This window comes from Serratia sp. CY44782, from assembly GCF_052168715.1.
Lineage (GTDB): Bacteria > Pseudomonadota > Gammaproteobacteria > Enterobacterales > Enterobacteriaceae > Serratia > Serratia nevei.
This window is the reverse complement of record NZ_JBJNME010000012.1, coordinates 171,043-195,752: the sequence shown is the minus strand read 5'-3', so window position 1 is coordinate 195,752 and position 24,710 is coordinate 171,043. Positions and strand designations below refer to the sequence as shown.

The 24,710-nt window shown below is 61.0% G+C and carries 24 protein-coding genes; 14 read left to right on the top strand and 10 right to left on the bottom strand.

Annotated elements, in window-relative coordinates:
• Nucleotides 1-114: 114 nt before the first annotated feature.
• Nucleotides 115-897, bottom strand: coding sequence for a PhzF family phenazine biosynthesis protein (locus ACJ8HT_RS21950; RefSeq protein WP_197653374.1), 783 nt, complete (start codon nt 895-897; stop codon nt 115-117).
• Between the two features lie 10 nt (nt 898-907).
• Nucleotides 908-1,510, bottom strand: coding sequence for a LysE family translocator (locus ACJ8HT_RS21945; RefSeq protein ID WP_060424559.1), 603 nt, complete (start codon nt 1,508-1,510; stop codon nt 908-910).
• A gap of 119 nt (nt 1,511-1,629) precedes the next feature.
• Here ACJ8HT_RS21945 and ACJ8HT_RS21940 point away from each other — a divergent pair, with 119 nt between their 5' ends.
• The 3 genes from ACJ8HT_RS21940 (at nt 1,630) to ACJ8HT_RS21930 (ending at nt 3,861) form a co-directional block, all read left to right on the top strand.
• Entirely contained in the window at nt 1,630-2,610 is a 981-nt protein-coding gene (locus ACJ8HT_RS21940) for a hydrolase (protein WP_197653373.1), read from the top strand.
• Nucleotides 2,607-2,840 (top strand): YheU family protein, encoded by a 234-nt coding sequence (locus ACJ8HT_RS21935; protein WP_004930376.1) that lies wholly within the window; start codon nt 2,607-2,609, stop codon nt 2,838-2,840. Before ACJ8HT_RS21940 ends, ACJ8HT_RS21935 begins: the two co-directional genes overlap by 4 nt.
• A 151-nt stretch (nt 2,841-2,991) precedes the next feature.
• A complete protein-coding gene (locus ACJ8HT_RS21930) occupies nt 2,992-3,861 on the top strand; it encodes a phosphoribulokinase (RefSeq protein WP_038878085.1) in 870 nt (289 codons plus the stop codon).
• A gap of 38 nt (nt 3,862-3,899) precedes the next feature.
• Here the strand turns inward: ACJ8HT_RS21930 and ACJ8HT_RS21925 are convergent, their stop codons facing one another.
• Nucleotides 3,900-4,307 (bottom strand): OsmC family protein, encoded by a 408-nt coding sequence (locus ACJ8HT_RS21925; RefSeq protein WP_004930372.1) that lies wholly within the window; start codon nt 4,305-4,307, stop codon nt 3,900-3,902.
• Between the two features lie 382 nt (nt 4,308-4,689).
• Between ACJ8HT_RS21925 and crp the strand changes: the two genes are divergently transcribed.
• Nucleotides 4,690-5,322 (top strand): cAMP-activated global transcriptional regulator CRP, encoded by a 633-nt coding sequence (crp, locus tag ACJ8HT_RS21920; protein WP_004090925.1) that lies wholly within the window; start codon nt 4,690-4,692, stop codon nt 5,320-5,322.
• Between the two features lie 50 nt (nt 5,323-5,372).
• Nucleotides 5,373-7,442, top strand: a complete 2,070-nt coding sequence (locus ACJ8HT_RS21915; RefSeq protein WP_197653372.1) for a YccS/YhfK family putative transporter — start codon at nt 5,373-5,375, stop codon at nt 7,440-7,442.
• A 40-nt stretch (nt 7,443-7,482) separates the two neighbouring features.
• On the opposite strand, the gene argD is transcribed toward ACJ8HT_RS21915, so the two are convergent.
• The 3 genes from argD to ACJ8HT_RS21900 all read right to left on the bottom strand — a co-directional run bounded on the left by argD (nt 7,483) and on the right by ACJ8HT_RS21900 (nt 11,006).
• The gene (gene argD, locus ACJ8HT_RS21910) at nt 7,483-8,700 is read right to left on the bottom strand and encodes a bifunctional acetylornithine/succinyldiaminopimelate transaminase (protein WP_159318720.1); all 1,218 of its coding nucleotides are present in this window, start codon (nt 8,698-8,700) and stop codon (nt 7,483-7,485) included.
• A gap of 131 nt (nt 8,701-8,831) precedes the next feature.
• Nucleotides 8,832-9,407, bottom strand: a complete 576-nt coding sequence (locus ACJ8HT_RS21905) for an aminodeoxychorismate synthase component II (RefSeq protein WP_049198366.1) — start codon at nt 9,405-9,407, stop codon at nt 8,832-8,834.
• A gap of 72 nt (nt 9,408-9,479) precedes the next feature.
• Nucleotides 9,480-11,006 (bottom strand): helicase HerA-like domain-containing protein, encoded by a 1,527-nt coding sequence (locus tag ACJ8HT_RS21900; protein WP_033649312.1) that lies wholly within the window; start codon nt 11,004-11,006, stop codon nt 9,480-9,482.
• Between the two features lie 210 nt (nt 11,007-11,216).
• Between ACJ8HT_RS21900 and ACJ8HT_RS21895 the strand changes: the two genes are divergently transcribed.
• Both ACJ8HT_RS21895 and ACJ8HT_RS21890 read left to right on the top strand, forming a co-directional pair.
• Entirely contained in the window at nt 11,217-11,486 is a 270-nt protein-coding gene (locus tag ACJ8HT_RS21895; RefSeq protein ID WP_142110622.1) for a hypothetical protein, read from the top strand.
• A gap of 17 nt (nt 11,487-11,503) precedes the next feature.
• Nucleotides 11,504-11,782 (top strand): type II toxin-antitoxin system mRNA interferase toxin, RelE/StbE family, encoded by a 279-nt coding sequence (locus ACJ8HT_RS21890; RefSeq protein WP_197653371.1) that lies wholly within the window; start codon nt 11,504-11,506, stop codon nt 11,780-11,782.
• Here ACJ8HT_RS21890 and btsR read toward each other — a convergent pair whose 3' ends face one another.
• The 3 genes from btsR to ppiA all read right to left on the bottom strand — a co-directional run bounded on the left by btsR (nt 11,783) and on the right by ppiA (nt 14,919).
• A complete protein-coding gene (gene btsR / locus ACJ8HT_RS21885) occupies nt 11,783-12,508 on the bottom strand; it encodes a two-component system response regulator BtsR (RefSeq protein WP_047729698.1) in 726 nt (241 codons plus the stop codon).
• Nucleotides 12,508-14,193, bottom strand: a complete 1,686-nt coding sequence (locus ACJ8HT_RS21880; protein WP_033636285.1) for a sensor histidine kinase — start codon at nt 14,191-14,193, stop codon at nt 12,508-12,510. Before ACJ8HT_RS21880 ends, btsR begins: the two co-directional genes overlap by 1 nt.
• A gap of 156 nt (nt 14,194-14,349) precedes the next feature.
• Complete coding sequence (ppiA, locus tag ACJ8HT_RS21875) at nt 14,350-14,919, bottom strand: peptidylprolyl isomerase A (protein ID WP_038878108.1); 570 nt, start codon at nt 14,917-14,919, stop codon at nt 14,350-14,352.
• A 353-nt stretch (nt 14,920-15,272) separates the two neighbouring features.
• Here ppiA and ACJ8HT_RS21870 point away from each other — a divergent pair, with 353 nt between their 5' ends.
• The 4 genes from ACJ8HT_RS21870 to tsgA all read left to right on the top strand — a co-directional run bounded on the left by ACJ8HT_RS21870 (nt 15,273) and on the right by tsgA (nt 19,345).
• Nucleotides 15,273-15,611 (top strand): PTS lactose/cellobiose transporter subunit IIA, encoded by a 339-nt coding sequence (locus tag ACJ8HT_RS21870; RefSeq protein WP_060660177.1) that lies wholly within the window; start codon nt 15,273-15,275, stop codon nt 15,609-15,611.
• Complete coding sequence (locus tag ACJ8HT_RS21865; protein WP_197653370.1) at nt 15,608-16,915, top strand: 6-phospho-beta-glucosidase; 1,308 nt, start codon at nt 15,608-15,610, stop codon at nt 16,913-16,915. The genes ACJ8HT_RS21870 and ACJ8HT_RS21865 overlap by 4 nt, the downstream gene beginning before the upstream one ends.
• 73 nt (nt 16,916-16,988) lie before the next feature.
• Nucleotides 16,989-17,969 (top strand): LacI family DNA-binding transcriptional regulator, encoded by a 981-nt coding sequence (locus ACJ8HT_RS21860; RefSeq protein ID WP_197653369.1) that lies wholly within the window; start codon nt 16,989-16,991, stop codon nt 17,967-17,969.
• Nucleotides 17,970-18,160: 191 nt separating this feature from the next.
• Entirely contained in the window at nt 18,161-19,345 is a 1,185-nt protein-coding gene (tsgA, locus tag ACJ8HT_RS21855; protein WP_197653368.1) for an MFS transporter TsgA, read from the top strand.
• A 54-nt stretch (nt 19,346-19,399) separates the two neighbouring features.
• Here the strand turns inward: tsgA and ACJ8HT_RS21850 are convergent, their stop codons facing one another.
• The gene (locus ACJ8HT_RS21850) at nt 19,400-20,668 is read right to left on the bottom strand and encodes a cytosine deaminase (protein WP_207188402.1); all 1,269 of its coding nucleotides are present in this window, start codon (nt 20,666-20,668) and stop codon (nt 19,400-19,402) included.
• Nucleotides 20,669-20,971: 303 nt separating this feature from the next.
• Between ACJ8HT_RS21850 and nirB the strand changes: the two genes are divergently transcribed.
• Genes nirB through nirC form a run of 3 tightly spaced genes read left to right on the top strand, consistent with a single transcriptional unit; the run spans nt 20,972 to nt 24,661 of the window.
• Complete coding sequence (gene nirB / locus ACJ8HT_RS21845; protein ID WP_197653367.1) at nt 20,972-23,521, top strand: nitrite reductase large subunit NirB; 2,550 nt, start codon at nt 20,972-20,974, stop codon at nt 23,519-23,521.
• Nucleotides 23,518-23,844 (top strand): nitrite reductase small subunit NirD, encoded by a 327-nt coding sequence (gene nirD, locus ACJ8HT_RS21840; protein ID WP_038878129.1) that lies wholly within the window; start codon nt 23,518-23,520, stop codon nt 23,842-23,844. The genes nirB and nirD overlap by 4 nt, the downstream gene beginning before the upstream one ends.
• A 16-nt stretch (nt 23,845-23,860) precedes the next feature.
• The gene (gene nirC, locus ACJ8HT_RS21835; RefSeq protein WP_033636294.1) at nt 23,861-24,661 is read left to right on the top strand and encodes a nitrite transporter NirC; all 801 of its coding nucleotides are present in this window, start codon (nt 23,861-23,863) and stop codon (nt 24,659-24,661) included.
• The last annotated feature ends 49 nt before the right edge of the window (nt 24,662-24,710 follow it).

Genomic DNA, 24,710 nt, shown 5'->3' with positions numbered 1-24,710 from the left:
GTTCCGCTCCGTTGATAAAAATCTGTTCAGTTGCTGACAGTTTTATCTGAGCGATGGCGAGCGATAAAAGAATAAAAAAGTCTTCTTTATTACCTTTAGTAATATAAACGCGGGTTACAGCGCGATACTTCCGCGCAGGAACACATGAGCATAGCCGCCGAGCAGCGTGCGATCCCCTTGCAGTTCGCAGAACAATTCACCGCCGCGCGCCGAGACCTGCTGCGCATGCAGCCGATGGCGGCCGAGACGCGCCGACCAGTAAGGCATCAGCGTGCAGTGCGCGGAGCCAGTGACCGGATCTTCACCGCCGTCGAGCGTGAAATAGCGCGACACGAAGTCCACGGTGTCACCCGGCGCGGTAACGATTACCGCACGCCCGGCCAACGCGATCAGCGCCGGGATGTCCGGGCGCAGCGCGCGCACCTGCGCCTCGTTTTCCAGCACCACCATCAGCGCTTTCGCCTGCCACACCTCCTGCGGCTGCACGCCCAGCAGCGCCGCGAGGCCCGCCGGTTCAGCCACCTTCTGCGGCGGCCGTGCGGGGAAGTCGAGCACCAGCCGTTCCCCGTCCTGCGCATCGCGCTTGACGAACAGCTCGCCGCCGGCCGAACGGAAGCGGATATCCTGCAGCGCCGGATTGATCGCGCTGAACATCACATGCGCCGCCGCCAGGGTGCCGTGGCCGCAAAGGTCGACCTCGCGTTCCGGGGTAAACCAGCGGATAGCGGTCATGTCGCCGTCATCCCAGACAAAGCTGGTTTCCGGCAGGCCGATCTCGTTGGCGATCGCCTGCAGCCGCTCCGCCGGCAGCGGCTGCGTCAGCAGGCAAACCCCGGCCGGGTTGCCGCGCAGCCCTTTGCCGGTGAAGGCAACCACGTGATAATAATTTTCCGCCATCGTTCGCTCCTTAATGCCAGATCAGTAACACACAGGCTGCGGTCAACAACCCCATGGAACCGTTGAAGATAACCCAGGCCTTTTTGCTGCGCAGCAGGCGGCCGATCACGGTGCCGAACGCCAGCCAGATAATGCCGGCGACAATGTTGACCACCAAAATGCCCAGCGCGATCGCCGCAATGGATCCGTTGTACTTATCGCCCGCCAGGCTGAAGCTGGCCACCGCCCCCAGCGCCATCAGCCAGGCTTTCGGGTTGAGGAACTGCAGCAGCCAGCCCTGATACAGCCGCACCGGCTGCGGCGGCGCCACGTCGGTTTCCAGCTTTTCATAGGCGGCGGTGGCGACTTTCCACGCCAGCCACAGCAGGTACAGACTGCCGAGGATTTTCAGGATCAGGTGCAGCGACGGGTAGACCAGGATCAGGCTGCCGACGCCGAAGGCCACCAGCAGCAAAATGCTTTGCATGCCGAGCATGATACCGACCATCAGCCACAGCGATCGCATAAAGCCGAAGTTAGCGCCGGAGGTAGTCAACAGCAGGTTATTGGGGCCAGGCGTGATGGCGGCGACCCACAGGAAGCCCAGCATCGAAAGGAATAAACTCGGTTCCATGGCACGGGTGCTCCTCACCCAAGGCGCTTTTTTGCAGTATCATTGTTAGTTCTTGGTATTGAAGCTAACAGTGCGCTAGGGATCTCACAATAGCCGCCCACAACATTTTTACTCAGCCTATGCCTAACACCTTTCGCCCTCTGACCGGGGCCAGTAACCCGCACCTGCAAACGCTGTTGCCGCGGTTGGTGCGCCGCCGCGTGTTATTGAAACCGCATTGGCAACGGCTGGAATTGCCCGACGGCGATTTCGTCGATCTCGCCTGGAGCGAAGATCCAGCGCAGGCGCGCGACAAACCGCGCGCGGTGCTGTTCCACGGCCTGGAAGGCAGCTTCTACAGCCCCTACGCACATGGCCTGCTCAACGCCTGGCGTGAGCGTGGCTGGCTCGGCGTGGTGATGCACTTTCGCGGCTGCAGCGGCGTGCCCAACCGCAAGCAGCGCATCTACCACTCCGGTGAAACCGAAGATGCACGCTTCTTCCTGCGCTGGCTGCGCGAGCGCTACGGCGAGGTGCCAACCGCGGCGGTAGGCGTTTCGCTCGGCGGCAACATGCTGGCCTGCTATCTGGCGCAGCAAGGCACCGACAGCCTGCTGCAGGCGGCGGTGGTGGTCTCGGCGCCGCTGATGCTGGAGCCCTGTGCCTACCGCATGGAGCAAGGCTTCTCCCGCGTTTATCAGCGCTACCTGCTGGGGCAGCTGAAACAAAACGCCACCCGCAAGCTGTTGCACTACCCGGACACTCTGCCGCTCAAGCTGTCACAGCTGAACGGGTTGCGGCGCATCCGCGAATTCGACGACGCCATTACCTCGCGCATTCACGGCTTTAGCGACGCTATCGACTACTATCGCCGCTGCAGCGCCCTGCCGCTGTTGCCGGCTATTCAGACGCCGCTGCTGATCATCCATGCGAAGGACGATCCCTTCATGACCCATGAGGTGATCCCCGACGTCGCCGGCCTGCCGCGCAATATCGAATATCAACTGACCGAGTACGGCGGCCACGTCGGCTTCGTCGGCGGCACGCTGAAAAAACCGCACATGTGGCTGGAACATCGCATTCCGGCCTGGCTTTCCCCTTATCTGGACATCCCGACGTGATCATTCCCTGGCAAGAACTGGCAACCGACACCCTGAACAGCCTGATCGAATCCTTTGTACTGCGCGAAGGCACCGATTACGGCGAACACGAACGCTCGCTGGAACAGAAGGTGGAGGACGTGCGTCGCCAGCTGAAAAACGGCGAAGTGGTGCTGGTGTGGTCGGAACTGCACGAGAGCGTCAACATCATGCCGCGCGGCCAGTTCCGCGCCGGGCAGGAAGAAATTTAGTGGCGCTCGGTTCTATGACTGACGGAAAAAATCAGGTAACAATGGGGCATTGCAAACCAGCGCGCGCCATTTTTTCCTGAGATAGAGAGCGTCAACAAGAGCCACAATAATCCCCTGACGCCGGCGCATTCAACACGGAGTGACAATCATCATGTCTGCCAAACATCCCGTTATCGCGGTGACCGGTTCCAGCGGCGCCGGCACCACCACCACCAGCGTGGCGTTCCGTAAGATCTTCCAACAGCTCAACATCCGCGCCGCCGAGCTGGAGGGCGACAGCTTCCATCGCTACACCCGGCCGGAAATGGACGCGGCGATCCGCAAGGCGCGCGATCTGGGCAGACACATCAGCTATTTCGGCCCCGAGGCCAACGACTTCGGCCTGCTGCAGCAGAGCTTTATCGACTATGGCAAGAACGGCACCGGGCGCTCGCGCAAGTATCTTCACACCTACGACGAAGCGGTGCCCTACAATCAGGTGCCGGGTACCTTCACCCCGTGGGAACCGCTGCCGGCGCCGACCGACGTGCTGTTCTACGAGGGGCTGCACGGCGGCGTGGTCACCGATCACCACGACGTGGCCAAGCACGTCGATCTGCTGGTCGGCGTAGTGCCGATCGTCAACCTGGAGTGGATTCAGAAACTGATCCGCGATACCGGCGAGCGCGGCCACTCTCGCGAAGCGGTGATGGATTCGGTGGTGCGTTCGATGGAAGATTACATCAACTACATCACGCCGCAGTTCTCGCGCACCCACATCAACTTCCAGCGCGTGCCGACGGTGGACACCTCCAACCCGTTCGCCGCCAAGGCGATTCCCTCACTGGACGAAAGCTTCGTGGTGATCCACTTCCGCGGGCTGGATCAAATTGATTTCCCCTATTTGCTGGCGATGCTGCAGGGCTCGTTTATCTCGCACATCAATACGTTAGTGGTGCCGGGTGGCAAGATGGGGCTGGCGATGGAGCTGATCATGGCGCCGCTGGTGCAGCGATTGCTGGAAGGCAAGAAGATCGAATAAATGCGTTGAGCGCGGCGCCGGGCCGCGCTCCGTCTCGATTACGCCGGTTGGCGGATCTCGAAGCTGTGGGTCACCGTGGCGGCCTTGTTGAGCATCAGCGCCACCGAGCAGTATTTCTCCGCCGACAGGTTCACCGCACGCTCGACGATCTTGTCGGTCAGGTCCTGGCCGGTAACGATGAAGTGCAGGTTGATATGGGTGAACAACCGCGGGGCTTCTTCGCGGCGCTCGGAGGTCAGCTTCACCTCACAGTCGCGCACGTCGTTGCGCCCTTTTTGCAGGATGGACACCACGTCGATCGCGCTGCAGCCGCCCACCGACATCAGCACCATCTCCATTGGGCTGGGCGCTTTATCACCGGCGTTGCCGTCCATCAGCACCTGGTGGCCGGAGGCCGATTCACCCAAAAACGTTAACCCTTCCACCCATTTAACTCTTGCCTGCATTCTGGTCACTCCGGTTGATTTCTTAAAATCAGAGTACGCTTTCGCATAGAAACAGGCAACGTAACCTGATGCTAATCATGCTGAAGCGAGACAACACGAGACACCCGCCTTACTCTGTGCTACAAACAGAGCCGCAATAAATCTTTCCGGGACACTGAATTTCAGGGAAACGCCCAGAGAAAGGCTCCTTTACCGGTATGTTAACAGAATGTAGCTTGCAGCGCTTACGGCAAGTTAATATGCTAGAGCGACAGCGTATTTTTATGACACGCCTCAAAACTTGCCGGTAGCCCTCGCTCATGACTGCGGCTACAGGCGGGTTTTACAGGGAACTCTGACCCCTGTGACACAAGGCAGCGATAACAACAGAGGATAACAGCGAATGGTTCTCGGCAAACCGCAAACAGACCCTACTCTCGAATGGTTCCTGTCTCATTGCCATATCCACAAATATCCATCGAAGAGTACGCTGATTCACCAAGGTGAAAAGGCCGAAACGCTTTACTACATCGTGAAAGGCTCCGTCGCGGTGCTGATCAAGGATGAAGAAGGTAAAGAGATGATCCTGTCCTACCTCAACCAGGGGGATTTCATCGGCGAGCTCGGATTGTTCGAAGAAGGCCAGGAGCGCAGCGCCTGGGTTCGCGCGAAAACCGCCTGTGAAGTGGCCGAAATTTCCTACAAGAAATTCCGCCAGCTGATCCAGGTGAACCCGGACATCCTGATGCGTCTGTCCGCCCAAATGGCGAGCCGCCTGCAGGTCACCTCCGAAAAAGTGGGCAACCTCGCCTTCCTGGACGTTACCGGCCGCATCGCGCAAACCCTGCTGAATCTGGCGAAGCAACCCGACGCCATGACTCACCCGGACGGCATGCAGATCAAGATCACCCGTCAGGAGATCGGCCAGATCGTCGGCTGCTCGCGTGAAACCGTTGGCCGTATTCTGAAAATGCTGGAAGATCAAAACCTGATTTCCGCCCACGGCAAAACCATTGTCGTCTACGGCACCCGTTAATCCCTGAAAAAACGGCGCAGTCTGCGCCGTTTTTTTGTCTGCTCTCTGCCATGTGGCGCCGCCTGATCTACCACCCGGAAATCAACTACGCACTGCGACAAACGCTGGTGTTGTGCCTGCCGGTGCTGTTCGGCCTGCTGATAGGCCAGCTGCAGCTCGGCCTGATGTTCTCCCTCGTGCCCGCCTGCTGCAATATCGCCGGACTGGATACGCCGCATAAGCGCTTCTTTAAACGACTGATCGTCGGCGGTTCGCTGTTCGCCTTCAGCAGCGTGCTGCTGCAACAGGCCCTGCTGTGGCACGTGCCGCTGCCGGCGCTGATGCTGGGCCTGGCGCTGCTGCTCGGCGTCACCGGCGAAATCAGCCCGCTGCACGCCCGGCTGTTGCCGGCGGCGCTGGTGGCCGCCATCTTCGCCCTCAGCACGGCCGGCACGGTGCCTATCTGGCAGGCGCCGCTGCTGTACGCGATCGGCACCGCCTGGTATGGCTTATTCACCTGGTTCTGGTTCAAGCTGTGGAAAGAGCAGCCGATGCGCGAGACGCTGAGCCAGCTCTACCTGGAACTGGCGGACTATTTCGAAGCCAAATACTCGCTGCTGACCCAGCACACCGATCCGCAGACCGCGCTGCCGCCGCTGCTGGTGCGCCAGCAAAAGGTGATGGACCTGATCAGCCTGTTGTACCAACAGCTTAATTTCCTGCCGCACGCCAACAATCTCGAGCAAAAGCGCCTGCAGCGCGCCTTTCAGGTGGCGATGGACCTGCAGGAGCACATCACCGTCAGCCTGCATCTGCCGGAAGAGGTGCAAAAACTGGTGGAGCAGAGCCAGGCCGAAGCGATCATTCGCCGCAATGCTCAGGTGATCGCCGGCCGGCTGCGCGTGGTGGCGCACGATATTCTCTATCATCAACATTCGAAGCGCTTCTCCATGACCCACGAGCTGGCGGCGCTGGAAAAAATGGCGGCGCAGCATCCCGATAATCCGGTCGGCCAGTTTTGTTATTACCACTTCAGCCGCATCGCCCGCCTGCTGCGCACCCAGCATCCGCTGTACCGCCGCGACCTGATGCCCGGCCAGCACCGCCTGCCGTTTTGGCCGGCGCTGGTCAGCTATCTGTCGTTCAAATCCACCGCCCTGCGCAACGCCGCGCGGCTGGGCGTAACGCTGGCGGTCGGCAGCAGCCTGGGTGCGGTATTCAACCTGCCGAAGCCTTACTGGATCCTGCTCACCATCATGCTGGTGAGCCAAAACGGGTATAACGCCACCCGGGTGCGTATTCAGCACCGTGCGCTGGGCACGATTGCCGGGCTATTGCTGGCAGCCGGGCTGCTGCAGCTGCAGTTGCCGGAAGGAGAAACGCTGAGCATCATGCTGGTGATCACGCTGCTGGCCTACCTGGTTTCGCGCAAGAACTACGGGCTGTCGGTGATTGGCTTTACGGTCACGGCGGTTTACACCCTGCAGCTGCTGGCGCTGAACGGCTCGCATTTTCTGGTACCGCGCCTGATCGATACGCTGATCGGCTGCGTGCTGGCGTTCGGCGGCACCATTTGGCTGTGGCCGCAGTGGCAAAGCGGGCTGCTGCGCAAGAATGCCCATCAGGCGCTGGAGAACGATCAAGCCGCGCTGCGGCTGATGCTGAAGCAACCGGAACCGGACGCCACCGCGTTGGCCTATACCCGCATGCAGGTCAACCAGGCACACAACGCGCTGTTCACCTCGCTCAATCAGGCGATGCAAGAGCCGGGGTTCGCGTCAAACTATCTGGCGGACATGCGGCTGTGGGTCACTCACAGCCAGTTCATCGTCGAACACCTGAACGCCATGACCATTCTGGCACGCGAGCACTACATGCTGACGCCGAAACTGGCGGAAGAGTATCTGCAGACCTGTGAAATCGCGCTGCAAAGCTGCCAGCAGCGGTTGGAATACGACGGCCCGAGCAGCGGCATCATGCAGCCGCCGGATCTGCATCCGGACATGCCCGTTACCGAGATGGAGCGCCATCTGCGGCGCATTTTGTCGCACCTGAGCGTGATGCACACCATTTCGTCGCTGGCCTGGCGCCAGCGCCCGCACCACGGCATCTGGCTCAAGCGCAAACTGCGCGATCAATAAGGGCGCGGCATGCCGCGCCCCGTTATATGCCGCGCGGGCTTCAGGCGTTGATCACATCCTGCACCGCCAGCTCGAACAGCGCCATGCCGGCCTCGATATCCTGCAGCTCCACCACCAGCGACGGCGCGAAGCGGATCACGTTCGGCCCGGCATTGAGGATCATCAACCCACGCGCGGCGGCGGCGGTGAGGAAGTCGCGCGCCCTGCCGTGATAATGCGGCGTCAGCTCGGCGCCAATCAGCAGCCCCATGCCGCGAATCGCAGTGAAAATACCGTATTTATCGCCGATATGCTGCAAAGCCTGCACATACAGCGCATGACGCTGCTGAATGCCGCTCAGCACCTCCGGCGTATTGATCACGTCCAGCGCCGCCTCCGCCACCGCGCAGGCCAGCGGGTTGCCGCCGTAAGTGGTGCCGTGGGTGCCCACCTGCATCACCGACGCAATGTCTTCGGTGGTCAGCATGGCGCTGACCGGGAAACCGCCGCCCAGCGCCTTGGCGGTGGTGAGAATGTCCGGCGTCACGCCATAATGCATATAGGCGAACAGTTTGCCGCTGCGCCCCATGCCGCTTTGCACTTCGTCGAACACCAGCAGCGCCTGATGTTGGTCGCACAGCTCGCGCACGCCTTTGAGGAAGCCGGCGTCGACCGGCGTAATACCGCCCTCGCCCTGAATCGGCTCCATCACCACCGCGCAGGTGTGGTCGTCCATCACCGCCTTCACCGCCGCCAAATCGTTGAACGGCACGTGCACGATGTCGGCCGGCTTCGGCCCGAACCCGTCGGAGTATTTGGCCTGTCCGCCCACCGACACGGTGAACAGCGTGCGGCCGTGAAACGCGTTATAGAAAGCGATGATTTTGGTTTTGTACGGGCTGTGGCGGGTGATGGCGTAATGACGCGCCAGTTTGAACGCCGCCTCGTTGGCCTCAGCGCCGGAGTTGGCGAAGAACACCCGATCGGCGAAGGTAGCGTCGATCAGTTTGCTTGCCAGGCGCAGCGCGGGCTCATTGGTGAAGACGTTGCTGGTATGCCACAGGGTTTCGCCCTGGCGTTTGAGCGCCTCGACCAGCGCCGGATGGCAGTGCCCCAGCGCCGTCACCGCGATGCCGCCGGAAAAATCGATGTACTCTTTTCCCTGCTGATCCCAGACCCGGCTGCCTTGGCCGCGCACCGGCACAAACTGGGCAGGCGCATAAACAGGCAGGATCACTTGGTCAAAGGTACTGCGGCTCACTGCGGATTTTTCAGTCATTTTCGGCTCCACCCTGAAAGTTTTTCAGCGCTATCGTAATGTCAGATTGAAAACATAATCACGAAATATGCATAAAAAACCAATCAAGCGCAAACGCAAAACGCCTGGCGGGCGAAAAAAACGCACCGGAATTAACGCTTGAGGAAATTATCCAGCAGCTGGTGGCCCTGCTCGCTGAGCACGCTTTCCGGATGGAACTGCACGCCTTCCAGCGCCAAAGTGCGGTGGCGGATGCCCATGATCTCGTCGCGCACGCCGTCGCGCTCGCTCCAGGCGGTCACTTCAAAACAGTCCGGCAGCGTATCGGCTTTCAGCACCAGCGAGTGATAGCGGGTCACGGTCAGCGGATCGCTCAGGCCACGAAACACGCCGACGCCCAGGTGACGAATCGCCGAGGTTTTGCCGTGCATCACCGCGCGGGCGCGCACCACCTCGGCGCCGAACGCCTGCCCCAGCGCCTGGTGCCCCAGGCACACGCCGAGGATCGGCAGCTTGCCGGCGAAATGACGAATGGCGGCCAGCGAGATACCCGCTTCGTTCGGGGTACAGGGGCCAGGGGAAATCACCAGATGCTGCGGCGCCAGCCGCTCGATATCGGCCAGCTGCAGCTCATCGTTGCGCTTCACCAGCACCTCGGCGCCCAATTCGCAGAAGTACTGGTAAAGGTTATAGGTAAAGGAGTCGTAGTTATCGATCAGCAGCAGCATGTTAGGTCCTGCAGAGAAAAATGCCGCCACAGTGTACTGATTTAACCCGCCGCTGCCGACGATAATTTCCGCTTACTTTTTACGGCCGCCGGTGATCGACCCCAGCACGCCGCGCAGGATCTGGCGGCCGAGATCGCGCGCCATGCTCTTGGCTGCGGTCTGGACGATGCCGTCGCGCTTGCCGCCGCGCGGGCCGGTGGAACCGAACAGCAGCTCGTTCAGGCCGTCCATCAGGCCGCCGCCCGCCTGCTGTTGTTGCTGTTGCGCCTGCGGTTGCTGCCCCTGCTGCGGGGTGCCGACGGTGGCGAAACCGCCCGACGACAGCTTCTCGTAGGCGGATTCGCGATCGATCATATCCTCATAGCGGCCATACAGCGGCGACTTGTTGATCGCGCTGTTCAGCCCTTCTGCACCGAGCATGCCCATTTTGGATTCCGGCGCGATCACCATCGCCCGCTCCACCACGTTCGGCCGGCCCTTCTCATCGAGGAATGACACCAGCGCTTCGCCCACGCCCAGCTCGGTGATCGCCGTTTCGGCATCGAAGGCCGGATTGGCGCGCAGGGTTTGCGCCGCCGTCTTCACCGCCTTCTGATCGCGCGGGGTAAAGGCGCGCAGCGCATGCTGTACGCGGTTGCCCAGCTGGCCCAGCACGCTGTCCGGAATGTCCAGCGGGTTCTGGGTGACGAAGTAAATGCCGACGCCTTTGGAGCGGATCAGGCGCACCACCTGTTCGATCTTGGTCAACAGCGCCGCCGGCGCATCGTTGAACAGCAGGTGCGCCTCATCGAAGAAGAACACCAGCTTCGGCTGTTCAGGGTCGCCCACTTCCGGCAGGTGCTCAAACAGCTCGGCCAGCAGCCACAGCAGGAACACCGAATACAGCTTCGGCTGATTGATCAGCTTGTCCGCCGCCAGCAGGTTGATCACGCCGTGACCGTTGGCGTCGGTTTTCATCAGATCGTTGATGTCCAGCATCGGCTCGCCGAAGAACTGGTTGGCGCCCTGCTCTTCCAGCGTCAGCAACCCACGCTGGATGGCGCCGATCGACGCGGCAGAGATATTGCCGTACTGGGTCTGGAATTGTTTGGCGTTGTCGCCGACGAACTGCACCATGGCGCGCAGGTCCTTCATGTCCAGCAACAGCAGCGCATTGTCATCGGCGATCTTGAACACCAGCTGCAGCACGCCGCTTTGCACCTCGTTCAGATCCAACAGGCGCCCCAGCAACAGCGGCCCGAGATCGGAAATCGTGGCGCGGATCGGATGGCCCTTTTCGCCGTATATATCCCACGGGATAATGGTGCAGGCCTGCGGCTGCCAGTCGGTGACGCCGATCGCCGCCAGGCGCGCCTGCAGTTTCTCGGAAGGCACGCCCTCGGCGCCGATGCCGGACAGATCTCCCTTCACGTCGGACAGGAACACCGGCACGCCGATGCGCGAGAACTGTTCGGCCATTTTCTGCAGCGTCACCGTCTTGCCGGTGCCGGTTGCCCCAGTGATCAGCCCGTGGCGGTTGGCCAACGCCGGCAAAATCACCAGATCCTGCTCCGGTTTTCCGTCTTTCATCGCTTTGGCGATAATCCGTGGTTCACTCATTTTCTGTTCCTTTGACGCTGACGCGGCGCGAAACGCGCCTGTTGATGCAATAAAGCTATAAGCGCCGCGTAACCCCGTCAAGGACAAACAAAATGGGTACCGTCGGAGCCTGATGAATTCAGATTGCGCTTAGCGTCAGAGCGTCTTTGTTTGAACAATAAAGCACCAGTGCTATAGTGACCATTACGCTGTATATACGAGGTAAATACCATGTCTGAATCTACCGTGGTAATTCGCGTGGATGAAGAGTTAAAAACTGCTTTCGCCAGCGCGGCAAAGGCCGCCGATCGCACGGCTTCGCAACTGCTGCGAGATTTCATGCGCGAGTTTGTCAGCCGCCAGGCGCAGCAGAAAGAGTACGACCAGTGGTTGAAGGAAAAGGTCGAGGTGAGCCGCAAGGCGTTGCGTGAAGGCAAGTTCGCCGACGATGAAGAGGTGGCCGCTTATTTCGCCGAACGCAGAGCGAAATCAACGCAATAAAACACAAAAGGACTTTTGTGAAACTGACATGGACGGAACCCGCCATCGCCGATCGTCTGGCGATTTATGAATGGTTGGAACTTAAAAATCCGGCCGCCGCCGCAGAAAATGATGCAAAAATCGCTGACGCGGCGGCACGCCTCGTGCATCATCCCGCCAGCGGGAAAACGGGTCGGATAGCCGGCACGCGCGAGCTGGTCATCTCCCCGTCCTATCTGCTGGTCTATGAATGGGTTGCTCAGCGCGTCATCGTATTGGCCATCGTGCATACTCGCCGCCGGTGGCCGCCGGCATAGTCACCCCCGCAGCCCCAGTTGCTCTTTCAGCGCCTTCAAATAGCGCCGGCTGACCGGCACCGGATCGCCGGCCGACATGATCATCTCCGCTGCGCCGCCCTCTTCGAAGCGGATCTCGCGCACCTGCTCCAGGTTGACCAGATACTGCCGATGGCAGCGCACCAGCGGCGTACGGCTTTCCAGCGTGCGCAGCGTCAGCTCGGTGAAACACTCCATGCCGTCGCTGCGCACCACGAAGACCCCACTCAGTTTGGAACGGATCGCCAGCACTTCGTCAAACCGCAGCAGATAGATGCGGCTGTGGCCGGTACAGGGGATATATTTCAGGTAACCGGCGCTCTCTTCCAGCGCCGCCACGTCCTGCGGCGCACTGCGCTGCCGCAGGCGTTGCAGCGTCTTGCTCAGCCGCTTCGGCTCCGCCGGCTTCAGCAGATAGTCGAAGGCATGTTCCTCGAACGCCTGCACTGCGTATTCGTCGTAGGCGGTCAGAAACACGATGTGCGGCATGCGGTTGGGATCCAGCATGCCGACCATTTCCAGCCCGCTGATGCGCGGCATCTGGATATCGAGAAACACCACGTCCGGCTGCAGCCGGTGGATCTGGCTGATGGCTTCGATGGCGTTGGCGCATTCGCCGATAATCGCGATCTCCGCCTCGGCCTCCAGCAGATGGCGCAGGTTGTCGCGCGCGGAAGGTTCATCGTCAACAATCAGTGCGTTTAACATCAGGCGGCCCTCTCCATGGGGACATTGAGCGTAATGCGGGTGTAGGCGTCCGGCCGGCAATCCACCTGCACGCCATAGCCTTCGCCGTAGCGCACGCGAATGCGTTTATCCACCAGATTCATCCCCAGCCCGCTGCAGTTCGGTTTCGGCTGGAACAGCCCGGCGTTGTCCGTCACCTGCAGCAGCAGATGCTCGCCCTCGCAGCAGGCGCCGATTTCGATGCGGCCCACGCCCAACAGATGCGAGGTGCCATGCTTGATGGCGTTTTCGACGATCGGCTGCAGCGAGAACGCCGGCAGCCGCACCGCCAACAGCGCCTCCGGCAGCGATACCGCGATCTCCAGCCGATCGGCGAAGCGCGCTTTCTCGATCTGCAGGTAGGCGTTCACGTGTTCAATCTCGTCCGCCAGGCTGACTTCGTCATCCGAGCGTTTGAGGTTTTTACGAAAGAAGGTCGAGAGGGACTGCACCAGATCGCAGGCGCGCTCGCCATCGCGGCGGATCACCGCCACCAGGGTGTTCAGGGCATTGAACAGGAAATGCGGATTGACCTGCGCATGCAGCAGCTTGATCTCCGACTGCGCCAGCAGCTGCTTGTGGCGCTCGTACTGTCCGGCCATGATCTGCGCCGACAGCAGGCTGGCGATGCCTTCGCCCAGCGTACGGTTGATGGTGCTGAACAGCTGGCTTTTCGGCTCGTACAGTTTGATGGTGCCGATCACCCGCTGGTTTTCGCCGCGCAGCGGGATCACCAGCGTCGATCCCAGCTTGCAGGCCGGATTGATCGAGCAGCAGTAAGAGAGCTGATTGCCGTCGGCGTACACCACCTCGTTGTTGTCGATGGCGCGATGCGAATGCACCGAGGCGATCGGCGTGCCCGGCAGGTGGTGATCGTCGCCGATGCCGATAAAGGCCAGCAGCTTGTCGCGATCGGTGATCGCCACCGCGCCGATGCCCAGCTCCTGATAGATCACCCGGGCGACCTTCATGCTGTTCTCCTGATCGAACCCCTGCCGCAGGATGCCCTCGGTGCGCTCGGCGATCTTCAGCGCCTTGGAAGAGAAGGCGCTGGTGTATTTTTCGAACATCGCGCGCCTATCCAGCAGGATTTGCATGAACATCGCCGCGCCGACGGTATTGGCGATCATCATCGGCAGCGCGATATGCTCCACCAGCTGCAACGCTTCGTCGTAGGGGCGCGCCACCGCCAGGATGATCGCCATCTGCAGCACTTCCGCCACCAGCGCCACACCGCCGACGAACAGCGGATTGAACAGCAGCTCGATGCGCCCCCGGCGCATGGCGATGCTGTGTACGATGCCGCCGACCAGGCCTTCCGACACCGTGGAGATCGCGCAGGCCACGTCGGTCATGCCGCCGAGCGTATACCGGTGCAGGCCGCCGGTCAGCCCGACCAGAAAGCCCACCGACGGCCCGCCCAGCAGACCGCCCAGGACCGCGCCTATCGCACGGGTGTTGGCGATCGAATCCTGAATGTGCAGCCCGAAATAGGTGCCCATGATGCAGAACACCGAGAAGATCACGTAGCACAGCAGCTTGTGCGGCAGGCGAATGGTCACCTGCATCAGCGGGATGAACAGCGGGGTTTTGCTCAGCAGATAGGCGATAACGAGATAGACGCACATCTGCTGCAGCAGCAACAGCACCTGGTTAAATTCATACATGGCAGCAACTCATCCAGAGACAACAAAGGGCGAACGCCGGATTTCCGGTCTGATTATTGTCTGCCGATTAGAGCATGGGGCGCAGGAGAAAACAGTGATGAAGGCAAGGCTTCGGGAGGAAGGAGCGGCCGACCCCGGCGGGATCGGCCAAAAAACTTACGGCAGTACCTTGGCCGACAGAATCACCACCGGTTTGGTCGGCACATTCTGGTAAGGGCCGACGTTGCCGGTCGGCACCTGGGCAATTTTGTCCACCACGTCCATGCCTTTCACCACTTTGCCAAACACCGCGTAACCGAAGTCGCGCTGGCCGTGATCCAGGAAGGCGTTATCCGCCACGTTCAGGAAGAACTGGCTGGTGGCGCTGTCTTTATCGGCGGTGCGCGCCATCGAGATGGTGCCGCGCAGGTTGCGCAAGCCGTTGTCGGCTTCGTTCTTGATCGGCGCTTTGGTGGATTTTTGCTGCATGTCAGCGGTGAAACCGCCGCCCTGGATCATAAAGCCCGGGATCACGCGGTGGAAGATGGTGTTGTTGTAGTACCCGCTGTTCACGTAGTCGACGAAGTTCTGGCTGGAAACCGGTGCCTTCTGGCTGTCGAGCGCCAACTCGATATTCCCCGCCGAGGTCGTCAGCATGACGTGGGTCTCACCGGCGGCGAGTGCGGCTGGCGCCACTGCGGTCAGGGAACACAGCGCGACGAAGGTCACTAAAGTACGTTTGAACATTAACGGGTCCTTTCTCTGAGAGACAAACAACGGAAAAGCGCTTTGATTCTAAAGAGCTGTATCGGCAAGTGCCAGCCATTTACCTATATTTACCCAATTACGGGACATATCCTAGGCGGCCCTGAATTTTGCTGCGAAAAGTATGGGCGCAGAAGGCTTTTTTGCCAACCGCATCACGCATTTTTTGCCCCGCGCCACCCTGGGGCGGTTTTTGCGATCTGCCTCCCAGTTTGCACACGCATTGTCGTTACTCTATTTAAATGAGAGCGCTCTCATTATAAAAAGAACGGATACTGAAGCATCCCACGGCGGCGTCGCCGCGCAACCCCTGGAGAAATGACGTGAGTGAATTGATGACTGAAGTCAGCCCCGAGTTTGAAAGCACCATCATGGAACTGCTGGTGTTCTCCGGCAGCGCGCGCAGCAATGCGTTGATGGCGCTGCGGCAAGCGCGTGCCGGCGACTTCGCCGCCGCGGCCAAGCACATGGTCGAATCCAAAGAGTGGGTGAAGAAGGCGCACCTGATCCAGACCGAGCTGATCGGCCTGGACGAAGGCTGCGGCAAGCTGGCGATCAACCTGATCACCGTGCATGCGCAGGACCATCTGATGAACGCCATGGTGATCCAGGATCTGGCCGATGACATGATCGAGCTCTATCGCCGGCAGTCGCAGACGGAGGGCCGCCCATGAGCACGCTCAAAATCGCCGTGATCGGCGGCGGCAGCAGCTACACTCCCGAACTGGTCGATGGGCTGATCCAGCGCATCGAGGAGCTGCCGGTCACCGAACTGGCACTGGTGGACGTCGAACCGGGCCGGCAAAAAGTGGAAACCATCGCTGCCCTGACCCGCCGCATGCTGGCGCGCCACGGGCTGGAGCAGGTGAAGGTCAGCGTGCACTTCGCGCTGGACGACGCCATCCGCGGCGCCGCTTTCGTGCTGACCCAGTTTCGCGTCGGGCAACTGCCGGCGCGCGCCGCCGATGAACGGCTGGGTCTGAAATACCAGCTGCTCGGCCAGGAAACCACCGGCGTCGGCGGCTTCGCCAAGGCGCTGCGCACCATCCCGGTGATGCTGGATATCGCTCGCCGGGTGGAAAAGCTGGCGCCGGACGCCTGGATCATCAACTTCACCAACCCGGCCGGCATCGTCACCGAGGCGGTGTCTCGCTTTACCAAAGCGAAGATCATCGGCCTGTGCAACGTGCCGATCAGCATGCATCACATGATCGCCAACATGCTGCAGGCACCTTACGCCGACGTACAGCTGCAGTTCGCCGGCCTCAACCACATGGTCTGGGTGCATCGGGTCACGCACCTGGGGCGCGACGTCACCGCCAAGGTGATCGACATGCTGTGCGACGGTGCGGCGCTGACCATGAATAACATCAAGGAAGAGCCCTGGCAGCCGGACTTCCTGCGCGCGCTCGGTGCGATCCCCTGCCCCTACCACCGCTATTTTTACCAGACCCGCGAGATGCTGGCGGAAGAGATGGCCGCCGCCGGCGAGCGCGGCACCCGCGCCGAGCAGGTGATGCAGGTGGAGAAAGAGCTGTTCGAGCTGTATGCCGATCCGCAGTTAAACACGAAACCGGAGCAGCTCAGCTTCCGCGGCGGTTCTTTCTATTCCGAAGTTGCGCTGGAGCTGATTCGTGCTATCCATAATAATCTCGGCACGCAATTAGTGGTCAACACCGCAAACCGCGGCGCAATCCATGGCCTGCCGGACGATGCTGTGATAGAAATCAACTGTATCGTCGATGCTCAGGGCGCACACCCGCTGACCTTCGGCCCGCTGCCGGAGCCGATGCAGGCCCTGACGCAGCAGGTGAAAGCCTACGAACGTCTAACCATCGAAGCCGCGGCGCACGGCGATCGCCGCAGCGGGTTGCTGGCACTGATCGCCAACCCGCTGGTAGGCAACGCCAATCTGGCGCAGCCGTTGCTGGAAGAGGTATTGACGATAAACGCACCGTATTTGCCGCAGTTCAGGTAAGCGGCGCAGCGCAGCCAGACAAGGGTTCGGCACGCCGAACCCCTTTATTTAGCCGTAATTCAGGAGTGGGACGATGGTGACACTGGAAGATGTCGCAGCGCTGGCGGGCGTTTCGCGCGCCACCGTATCGCGCGTGGTGAACGGCGACAGCAACGTCAAGGCGCCGACCCGCGAGAAGGTTGAACGCGCCGTCGCCCAGCTCGGTTACACCCCCAACCCGGCGGCCCGCGCGCTCGCCTCCAGCCACAGCAATACCCTCGGGCTGGTCACCACGTCGTACCGCGGCGGCTTCTTCGGCGCGCTGATGGACTTCGTGCAGACCGAGGCCGAATCCCACGGCAAACAGCTGCTGGTGACCCAGGGCCGCAACAGCGCCGAAAACGAATGGCAGGCGGTACAGCGCCTGTTTAGCCTGCGCTGCGACGGCGTGATCCTGCACGTGCGTTTTCTCAGCGACGATCGGCTGCGCCAGTTGGCGGCGGAACAACGTGATTTCGTGTTGCTCGATCGTCTGGTGCCGGGGCTGGAAGCCCGCTGCGTCACCTTCGATCACCCGCTCGCCAGCCGCATGGCGACGCAACAGCTGCTCGACGCCGGGCATCGGCGTATCGCCTGCATCAGCGGCCCGCGCGAGCGCCCATCGAGCCGCCTGCGGCTGCAGGGGTTTGAAGAGGCGATGCAGGCGGCGAACATCAAGCCGGTGGCCTGTCTGGAGGGCGTTTACGATCTGGAAAGCGGTTACCGCTGCGCCGATCGGCTGCTGCAGCAAGCCACACGGCCCAGCGCCATCTACTGCTGCAACGAAGAAATGGCGATCGGCGCGCTGCTGGCGATCAACGAGCACCGCCTGCGGGTGCCGCAGGATATCTCCTTGATCTGTTATGACAGCGGCGAACGCGCGCCTTTCGTGCGCCCGGCGTTGAGCAGCGTCCACTTTCCCATCAGCGAAATGGCCCAATACGCGGCGCGCAGGCTGATCGACCCCGCCACCCCGGCGCACCGGTTTGAGCCGACGATCGTCAACCGTGATTCCATTGTGACGGTGCGCAAATAGATCACAATAATGCGTATCACCGCTTCATGGGTTACATCAAAAAATCGACAGCCATCACAAAAAATCCCGTTGTCTGTGCTAGGATCCGCCCCCTGGTGGCCTGATCGGGACTTTTTTCTGCGTTTGCCAGGAAAAGCCAGCGGCCTTATGCCAGCTTTAAAACCTCTAACAGACATATTCAGGCCTATACAATGAATGACAGTAACCGCATACGGCTTACCTGGATCAGCTTCTTTTCGTACGCGCTGACCGGTGCTTTAGTGATCGTCACAGGGATGGTGATGGGAAACATTGCAGAGTACTTTAACCTGCCGGTTTCCAGCATGAGTAACACCTTTACTTTCCTCAACGCCGGTATTTTGATTTCGATCTTCCTCAATGCCTGGCTGATGGAAATCATCCCGCTGAAGCGTCAGCTGATCTTCGGCTTTGTCCTGATGGTGCTGGCGGTCGCAGGGCTGATGCTCGGCAAGAGCCTGACCATGTTCTCGCTGTGCATGTTTATCCTCGGCGTGGTTAGCGGTATCACCATGTCGATCGGCACCTTCCTGATCACCCACATGTATGCCGGCCGCCAGCGCGGTTCGCGCCTGTTGTTCACCGACTCCTTCTTCAGCATGGCCGGAATGATCTTCCCGATCGTCGCCGCAATGCTGCTGGCCCGCCACATCGGCTGGTACTGGGTTTATGCCTGCATCGGCCTGCTGTACGTGGGGATCTTCGTGCTGACCCTGTGCTCCGAATTCCCGGTGCTGGGCAAGAAAGGCGCCGACGCAGGTCAGCCGGTCGCGAAAGAAAAGTGGGGCATCGGCGTGCTGTTCCTGTCGATCGCCGCGCTGTGCTACATCCTCGGCCAGCTGGGCTTCATTCAGTGGGTGCCTGAGTACGCCACCAAGTCGTTCAACATGGACATCGGCCAGGCCGGTAAGCTGGTGAGCGACTTCTGGACCTCTTACATGGTCGGCATGTGGGTGTTCAGCTTCATCCTGCGCTTCTTCGATCTGCAGCGCATCGTTACCGTGCTGGCCGCACTGGCTACCGGCGCGATGTACCTGTTCGTCAGCACCGACAACCCGGAGCACCTGGGCTACTACATCATGGCCCTGGGCTTCGTTTCCAGCGCCATCTACACCACGCTGATCACCCTCGGCTCGCTGCAGACCAAGGTCTCCTCGCCGAAGCTGGTCAACTTTATCCTGACCTGCGGCACCATCGGCACCATGCTGACCTTCGTGGTCACCGGCCCGATCGTGGCGAAAGGCGGCGCTCACGCAGCGCTGACCACCGCCAACGGCCTGTACCTGGCGGTGTTCGTGATGTGTCTGCTGCTGGGCTTCGTGACCAAGCACCGCAGCCACGGTCACGTGACGCACTAACGTCTTCGCATCAAATACATCAAGGGCGCCCGCAAGGCGCCCTTTTTTTGCACCTTAGCGCCGAAAATCCACCGTCTCATCCTGCTGCAGATGCAGCGTGGTTTCCGCCGGCCGCGTTTCGGCGATCACCGCCCCTTGGCGAATAGAATAACGCACTGGCGTCTGGCGGCGCACCGCGTCGAAGCCGCTTTCCGCCGGCAGGATCACCAGGTTGGCGCTGTTGCCGGCCGCCAGGCCGTAGTCGCTCAGGTTAAGGGTGCGCGCGCTGTGGTGGGTGATCAGCTTCAGCCCATCATCGATCTGGCCATAGCCCATCAGCTGGCACACGTGCAGCCCCATATGCAGCACCTGCAGCATATTGGCGGTGCCGAGCGGGTACCAGGGATCGAACACGTCGTCATGGCCGAAGCAGACGTTGATCTCTGCCTCCAGCATCTCCTTCACCCGCGTCACGCCGCGCCGTTTCGGGTAGCTGTCGAAACGCCCCTGCAGGTGAATGTTCACCAGCGGGTTGGCGACGAAGTTGATGCCGGACATTTTCAGCAGGCGGAACAGCCGCGAGGCGTAAGCGCCGTTGTAAGAGTGCATCGCCGTGGTGTGGCTGGCTGTGACTTTCGCCCCCATCTCCAGCTTTAGCGCCAGCGCCGCCACGGTCTCAACGAAGCGCGACTGCTCGTCGTCGATTTCATCGCAGTGCACGTCCACCAGCCGATCGTATTTTTGCGCCAGCGCGAACGCCTTATGCAGCGACTCCACGCCGTATTCGCGGGTGAATTCGAAGTGCGGAATGGCACCCACCACGTCGGCCCCCAGCCGCAGCGCCTCTTCAAGCAGCGCTTCGCCGTTAGGATAGGAAAGGATCCCCTCCTGCGGGAAGGCGACGATCTGCAGCGTCACCCAGGGCGCCACCTCCTGCTTCACCTCCAGCATGGCACGCAGCGCGGTCAGCGTGGGATCGGAAACGTCGACGTGGGTGCGCACATACTGCACGCCGTTGGCGATCTGCCACTTGAGCGTTTGCCAGGCGCGCTGTTTGACGTCTTCATGGGTCAGCAACGCTTTACGTTCGGCCCAGCGCTCAATGCCCTCGAACAGCGTGCCGGACTGGTTCCAGGCCGGCTGACCGGCGGTTTGCGTGGTATCCAGGTGAATATGCGGTTCGACGAACGCCGGCAACGCCAGTCCGCCCTGCGCATCCAACACGTCGCTGCGCCACTCCTGCCCTTCCGGCTGCGGCACCAGATGCGCGATGCGCCCCTGTTCGATCGCCAGTTGCCACAACCCTTCATGCCCGCTTAAACGCAGGTTGTCGATAAACTTCAATGGACGTTTCGCCACCCTTCACCTCTGCCGTTGCGCTGGTTTTCTTCATCATACTGGCAGCGGATCGCGCTGACAAAGTCGCCGTTGCCTGCCTACCCCCTGCGTTTACTCCCTGCGGGGTAATTTGCATGCAAACTGACTCGCTTCAGCTAAAGGTGAATAAAATCCGCAACTTATCAAAAAACGTGAAAAATCATCCATATACCACGTTAGAGGTATATAAGGGTGTGATTGATTTGCATCAATAAATTGCCCATCGGGAGAGATAAGGTAAGCCTAGGAAACCAGAATTTTGAGGCAATAATGAGCAGAGTCAAACTTGCCGTCGTCGGCAATGGCATGGTCGGCCACCGGTTCATCGAAGATCTGTTGGATAAAGCAGACAAAGACCAATTCGAAATCACCGTATTTTGCGAAGAGCCACGCATCGCTTACGATCGCGTGCACCTTTCCTCCTACTTCTCGCACCACACCGCCGAAGAGCTGTCGCTGGTGCGCGAAGGCTTTTACGAAAAACACGGCGTGAAGGTGCTGGTCGGCGAGCGCGCCATCACCATCAATCGCGACGAGAAGGTGATCCACTCCAACACCGGCCGCACCGTCTATTACGACAAGCTGATCATGGCCACCGGCTCCTATCCGTGGATCCCGCCGATTAAAGGCTCGGATAGCCAGGACTGCTTCGTTTACCGCACCATCGAAGACCTGAACGCCATCGAAGCCTGCGCGCGCCGCAGCAAACGCGGTGCGGTAGTCGGCGGCGGACTGTTGGGGCTGGAAGCCGCCGGCGCGCTGAAAAGCCTGGGGGTGGAAACGCACGTGATCGAGTTCGCTCCGGTGCTGATGGCCGAACAGCTCGACCCGATGGGTGGTGACCAGCTGCGCCGCAAGATCGAGCGCATGGGCGTCAAGGTACACACCGGCAAAAATACCCAGGAGATCGTCAACGGCGGCGGCACGGCGCGCAAAACCATGCATTTCGCCGACGGTAGCCTGCTGGAAGTGGATTTCATCGTGTTCTCCACCGGCATCCGCGCCCAGGATAAGCTAGCGCGTCAGTGCGGGCTGGAGATTGGCCGCCGCGGCGGCATCGCCATCAACGACAGCTGCCAGACGTCGGATCCGGACGTGTACGCCATCGGTGAGTGCGCCGCCTGGCGCGATCGCACCTTCGGCCTGGTGGCGCCGGGGTACAAAATGGCGCAGGTGGCCGTCGATCACCTGCTGGGCCGCGAAAACGGCTTCCAGGGCGCCGACATGAGCGCCAAGCTGAAGCTGCTGGGCGTAGACGTCGGCGGCATCGGCGATGCCCACGGCCGCACCGAGGGCGCCCGCAGCTACGTTTATCTGGATGAAAGCAAAGAAGTCTACAAACGCATCGTGGTCAGCGCCGACAACAAAACCCTGCTCGGCGCGGTGCTGGTGGGCGACACCAGCGATTATGGCAACCTGCTGCAGCTGGCGTTGAACGGCATCGAACTGCCGGAAAACCCGGACGGCCTGATCCTGCCGGCCCATGCGGGCAGCAAACCGGCCATCGGCGTGGATTCGCTGCCGGAAAGCGCGCAGATCTGCTCCTGCTTCGACGTCAGCAAAGGTGACATCATCCAGGCGGTCAACAAAGGCTGCCACACCGTAGCGGCGCTGAAGGCTGAAACCAAGGCCGGCACCGGCTGCGGCGGCTGCATCCCGCTGCTCACCCAGGTGCTGAACGCCGAGCTGAGCAAGCAAGGCATCGAGGTCAACCATCACCTGTGTGAACACTTCGCCTACTCGCGCCAGGAGCTGTTCCACCTGATCCGCGTCGAAGGCATCAAGTCGTTCGAGGCGCTGCTGGCCAAATACGGCAAAGGCTACGGCTGCGAAGTGTGTAAACCCACCGTCGGCTCGCTGCTGGCTTCTTGCTGGAACGAATACATCCTCAAGCCGCAGCATACGCCGCTGCAGGATACCAACGACAACTTCCTCGGCAATATCCAGAAAGACGGCACCTATTCGGTGATCCCACGCTCCGCCGGCGGCGAAATCACCCCGGACGGCCTGCTGGCCATCGGCCAGATCGCCAAGGAATACAACCTCTATACCAAAATGACCGGCTCGCAGCGCATCGGCATGTTCGGCGCGCAGAAAGACGATCTGCCGGCCATCTGGCGCAAGCTGCTCGCCGCCGGTTTTGAAACCGGCCACGCGTATGCCAAGGCGCTGCGCATGGCGAAAACCTGCGTCGGCAGCACCTGGTGCCGCTATGGCGTCGGCGACAGCGTCGGCTTCGGCGTCACGCTGGAACATCGCTACAAAGGCATCCGCACCCCGCACAAAATGAAGTTCGGCGTCTCGGGCTGTACCCGTGAATGCGCCGAGGCGCAGGGCAAGGACGTCGGTATCATCGCCACCGAGAACGGCTGGAACCTGTACGTCTGCGGCAACGGCGGCATGAAACCGCGCCACGCCGACCTGCTGGCCGCCGACCTCGATCGCGAGACGCTAGTGCGCTACCTCGACCGCTTCATGATGTTCTATATCCGCACCGCCGATAAACTGCAGCGCACCTCGGTGTGGCTGGAGAGCCTGGAAGGCGGCATCGATTACCTGCGCAAGGTGATCATCGACGACAAGCTCGGTATCAACGACCAGTTGGAAGCGGAAATCGCCCGCCTGCGCGATGCGGTGATTTGCGAGTGGAAAGAGACCGTCGAGCATCCGGAAACGCAGCTGCGCTTCTCCCACTTCATCAACAGCCCGCTGCGCGATCCGAATGTGCAGGTGGTGGCCGAACGCGACCAGCACCGCCCGGCACGCCCTGACGAGCGCATTCCCGTCACCCTGATCGATACCGAGGAGAGCCACGCATGAGCCAGTGGATTACCGTTTGTCCCGTCGCCGACATTCTGCCCGGCACCGGCGTGTGCGCCCTGATCGGCGATCGGCAGGTGGCAGTGTTCCGTCCCTATGCCGACGAGCAGGTGTTCGCCATCAGCAATATCGACCCGTTCGCCCAGGCCAGCGTGCTGTCGCGCGGCCTCATCGCCGAACATCAGGGCGAGCTGTGGGTCGCCAGCCCGCTGAAGAAACAGCATTTCCGCTTGTACGACGGCCACTGTCTGGAAGACGACAGCCGTTCCGTCGCCAGCTTCACCAGCCGGGTGGTCGACGGCATCGTGCAAGTCGCGGCATAACCTTTCGGGAGGCAACATGTTTACCGACACGATCAATAAATGCGCCGCCAACGCGGCGCGCATCGTCCGCCTGGCGAAAGAGAGCCCGCTCGGCTTCTGGATCAGCTCGGCGATGGCCGGCGCCTACGTCGGCCTCGGCATCATCCTGATCTTCACCCTCGGCAATCTGGTCGACCCCAGCGTGCGCCCGCTGGTGATGGGCGCCACCTTCGGCATCGCCCTGACGCTGGTGATCATCGCCGGTTCCGAGCTGTTCACCGGCCATACGATGTTCCTGACGCTCGGCGTCAAGGCCGGCACCATCCGCCAGAGCCAGATGTGGGCGGTGCTGCCGCAAACCTGGCTCGGCAACCTGCTCGGCTCGGTGCTGGTGGCGCTGATGTATTACTACGGGGGCGGCAGCCTGCTGCCGGTGGATACCAGCCTGGTGCACAGCGCCGCGCTGGCGAAAACCACCGCGCCGGCCGAAGTGCTGTTCTTCAAGGGGGTGCTGTGCAACTGGCTGGTTTGCCTGGCGATTTGGATGGCGATCCGCGTAGAAGGCGCCGCCAAGTTCATCGCCATTTGGTGGTGCCTGCTGGCCTTTATCGCCTCGGGTTACGAACACTCCGTCGCCAACATGACGCTGTTCGCCCTCTCCTGGTTCGGCAACCACAGCGAGGCCTACACCCTCGCCGGCATCGGCCACAACCTGCTGTGGGTGACGCTAGGCAATATCCTGTCCGGCTCGGTGCTGATGGGTCTGGGGTATTGGTACGCTACGCCGCGCGCCGAACGCCCGCAGGCGGCGAAAGCCGCCGCACGTCAGACCGCCTGAGTTTTCGGGGGCGCACTTCGCCCCCACACTGATTATCCCGAGGAGTGCC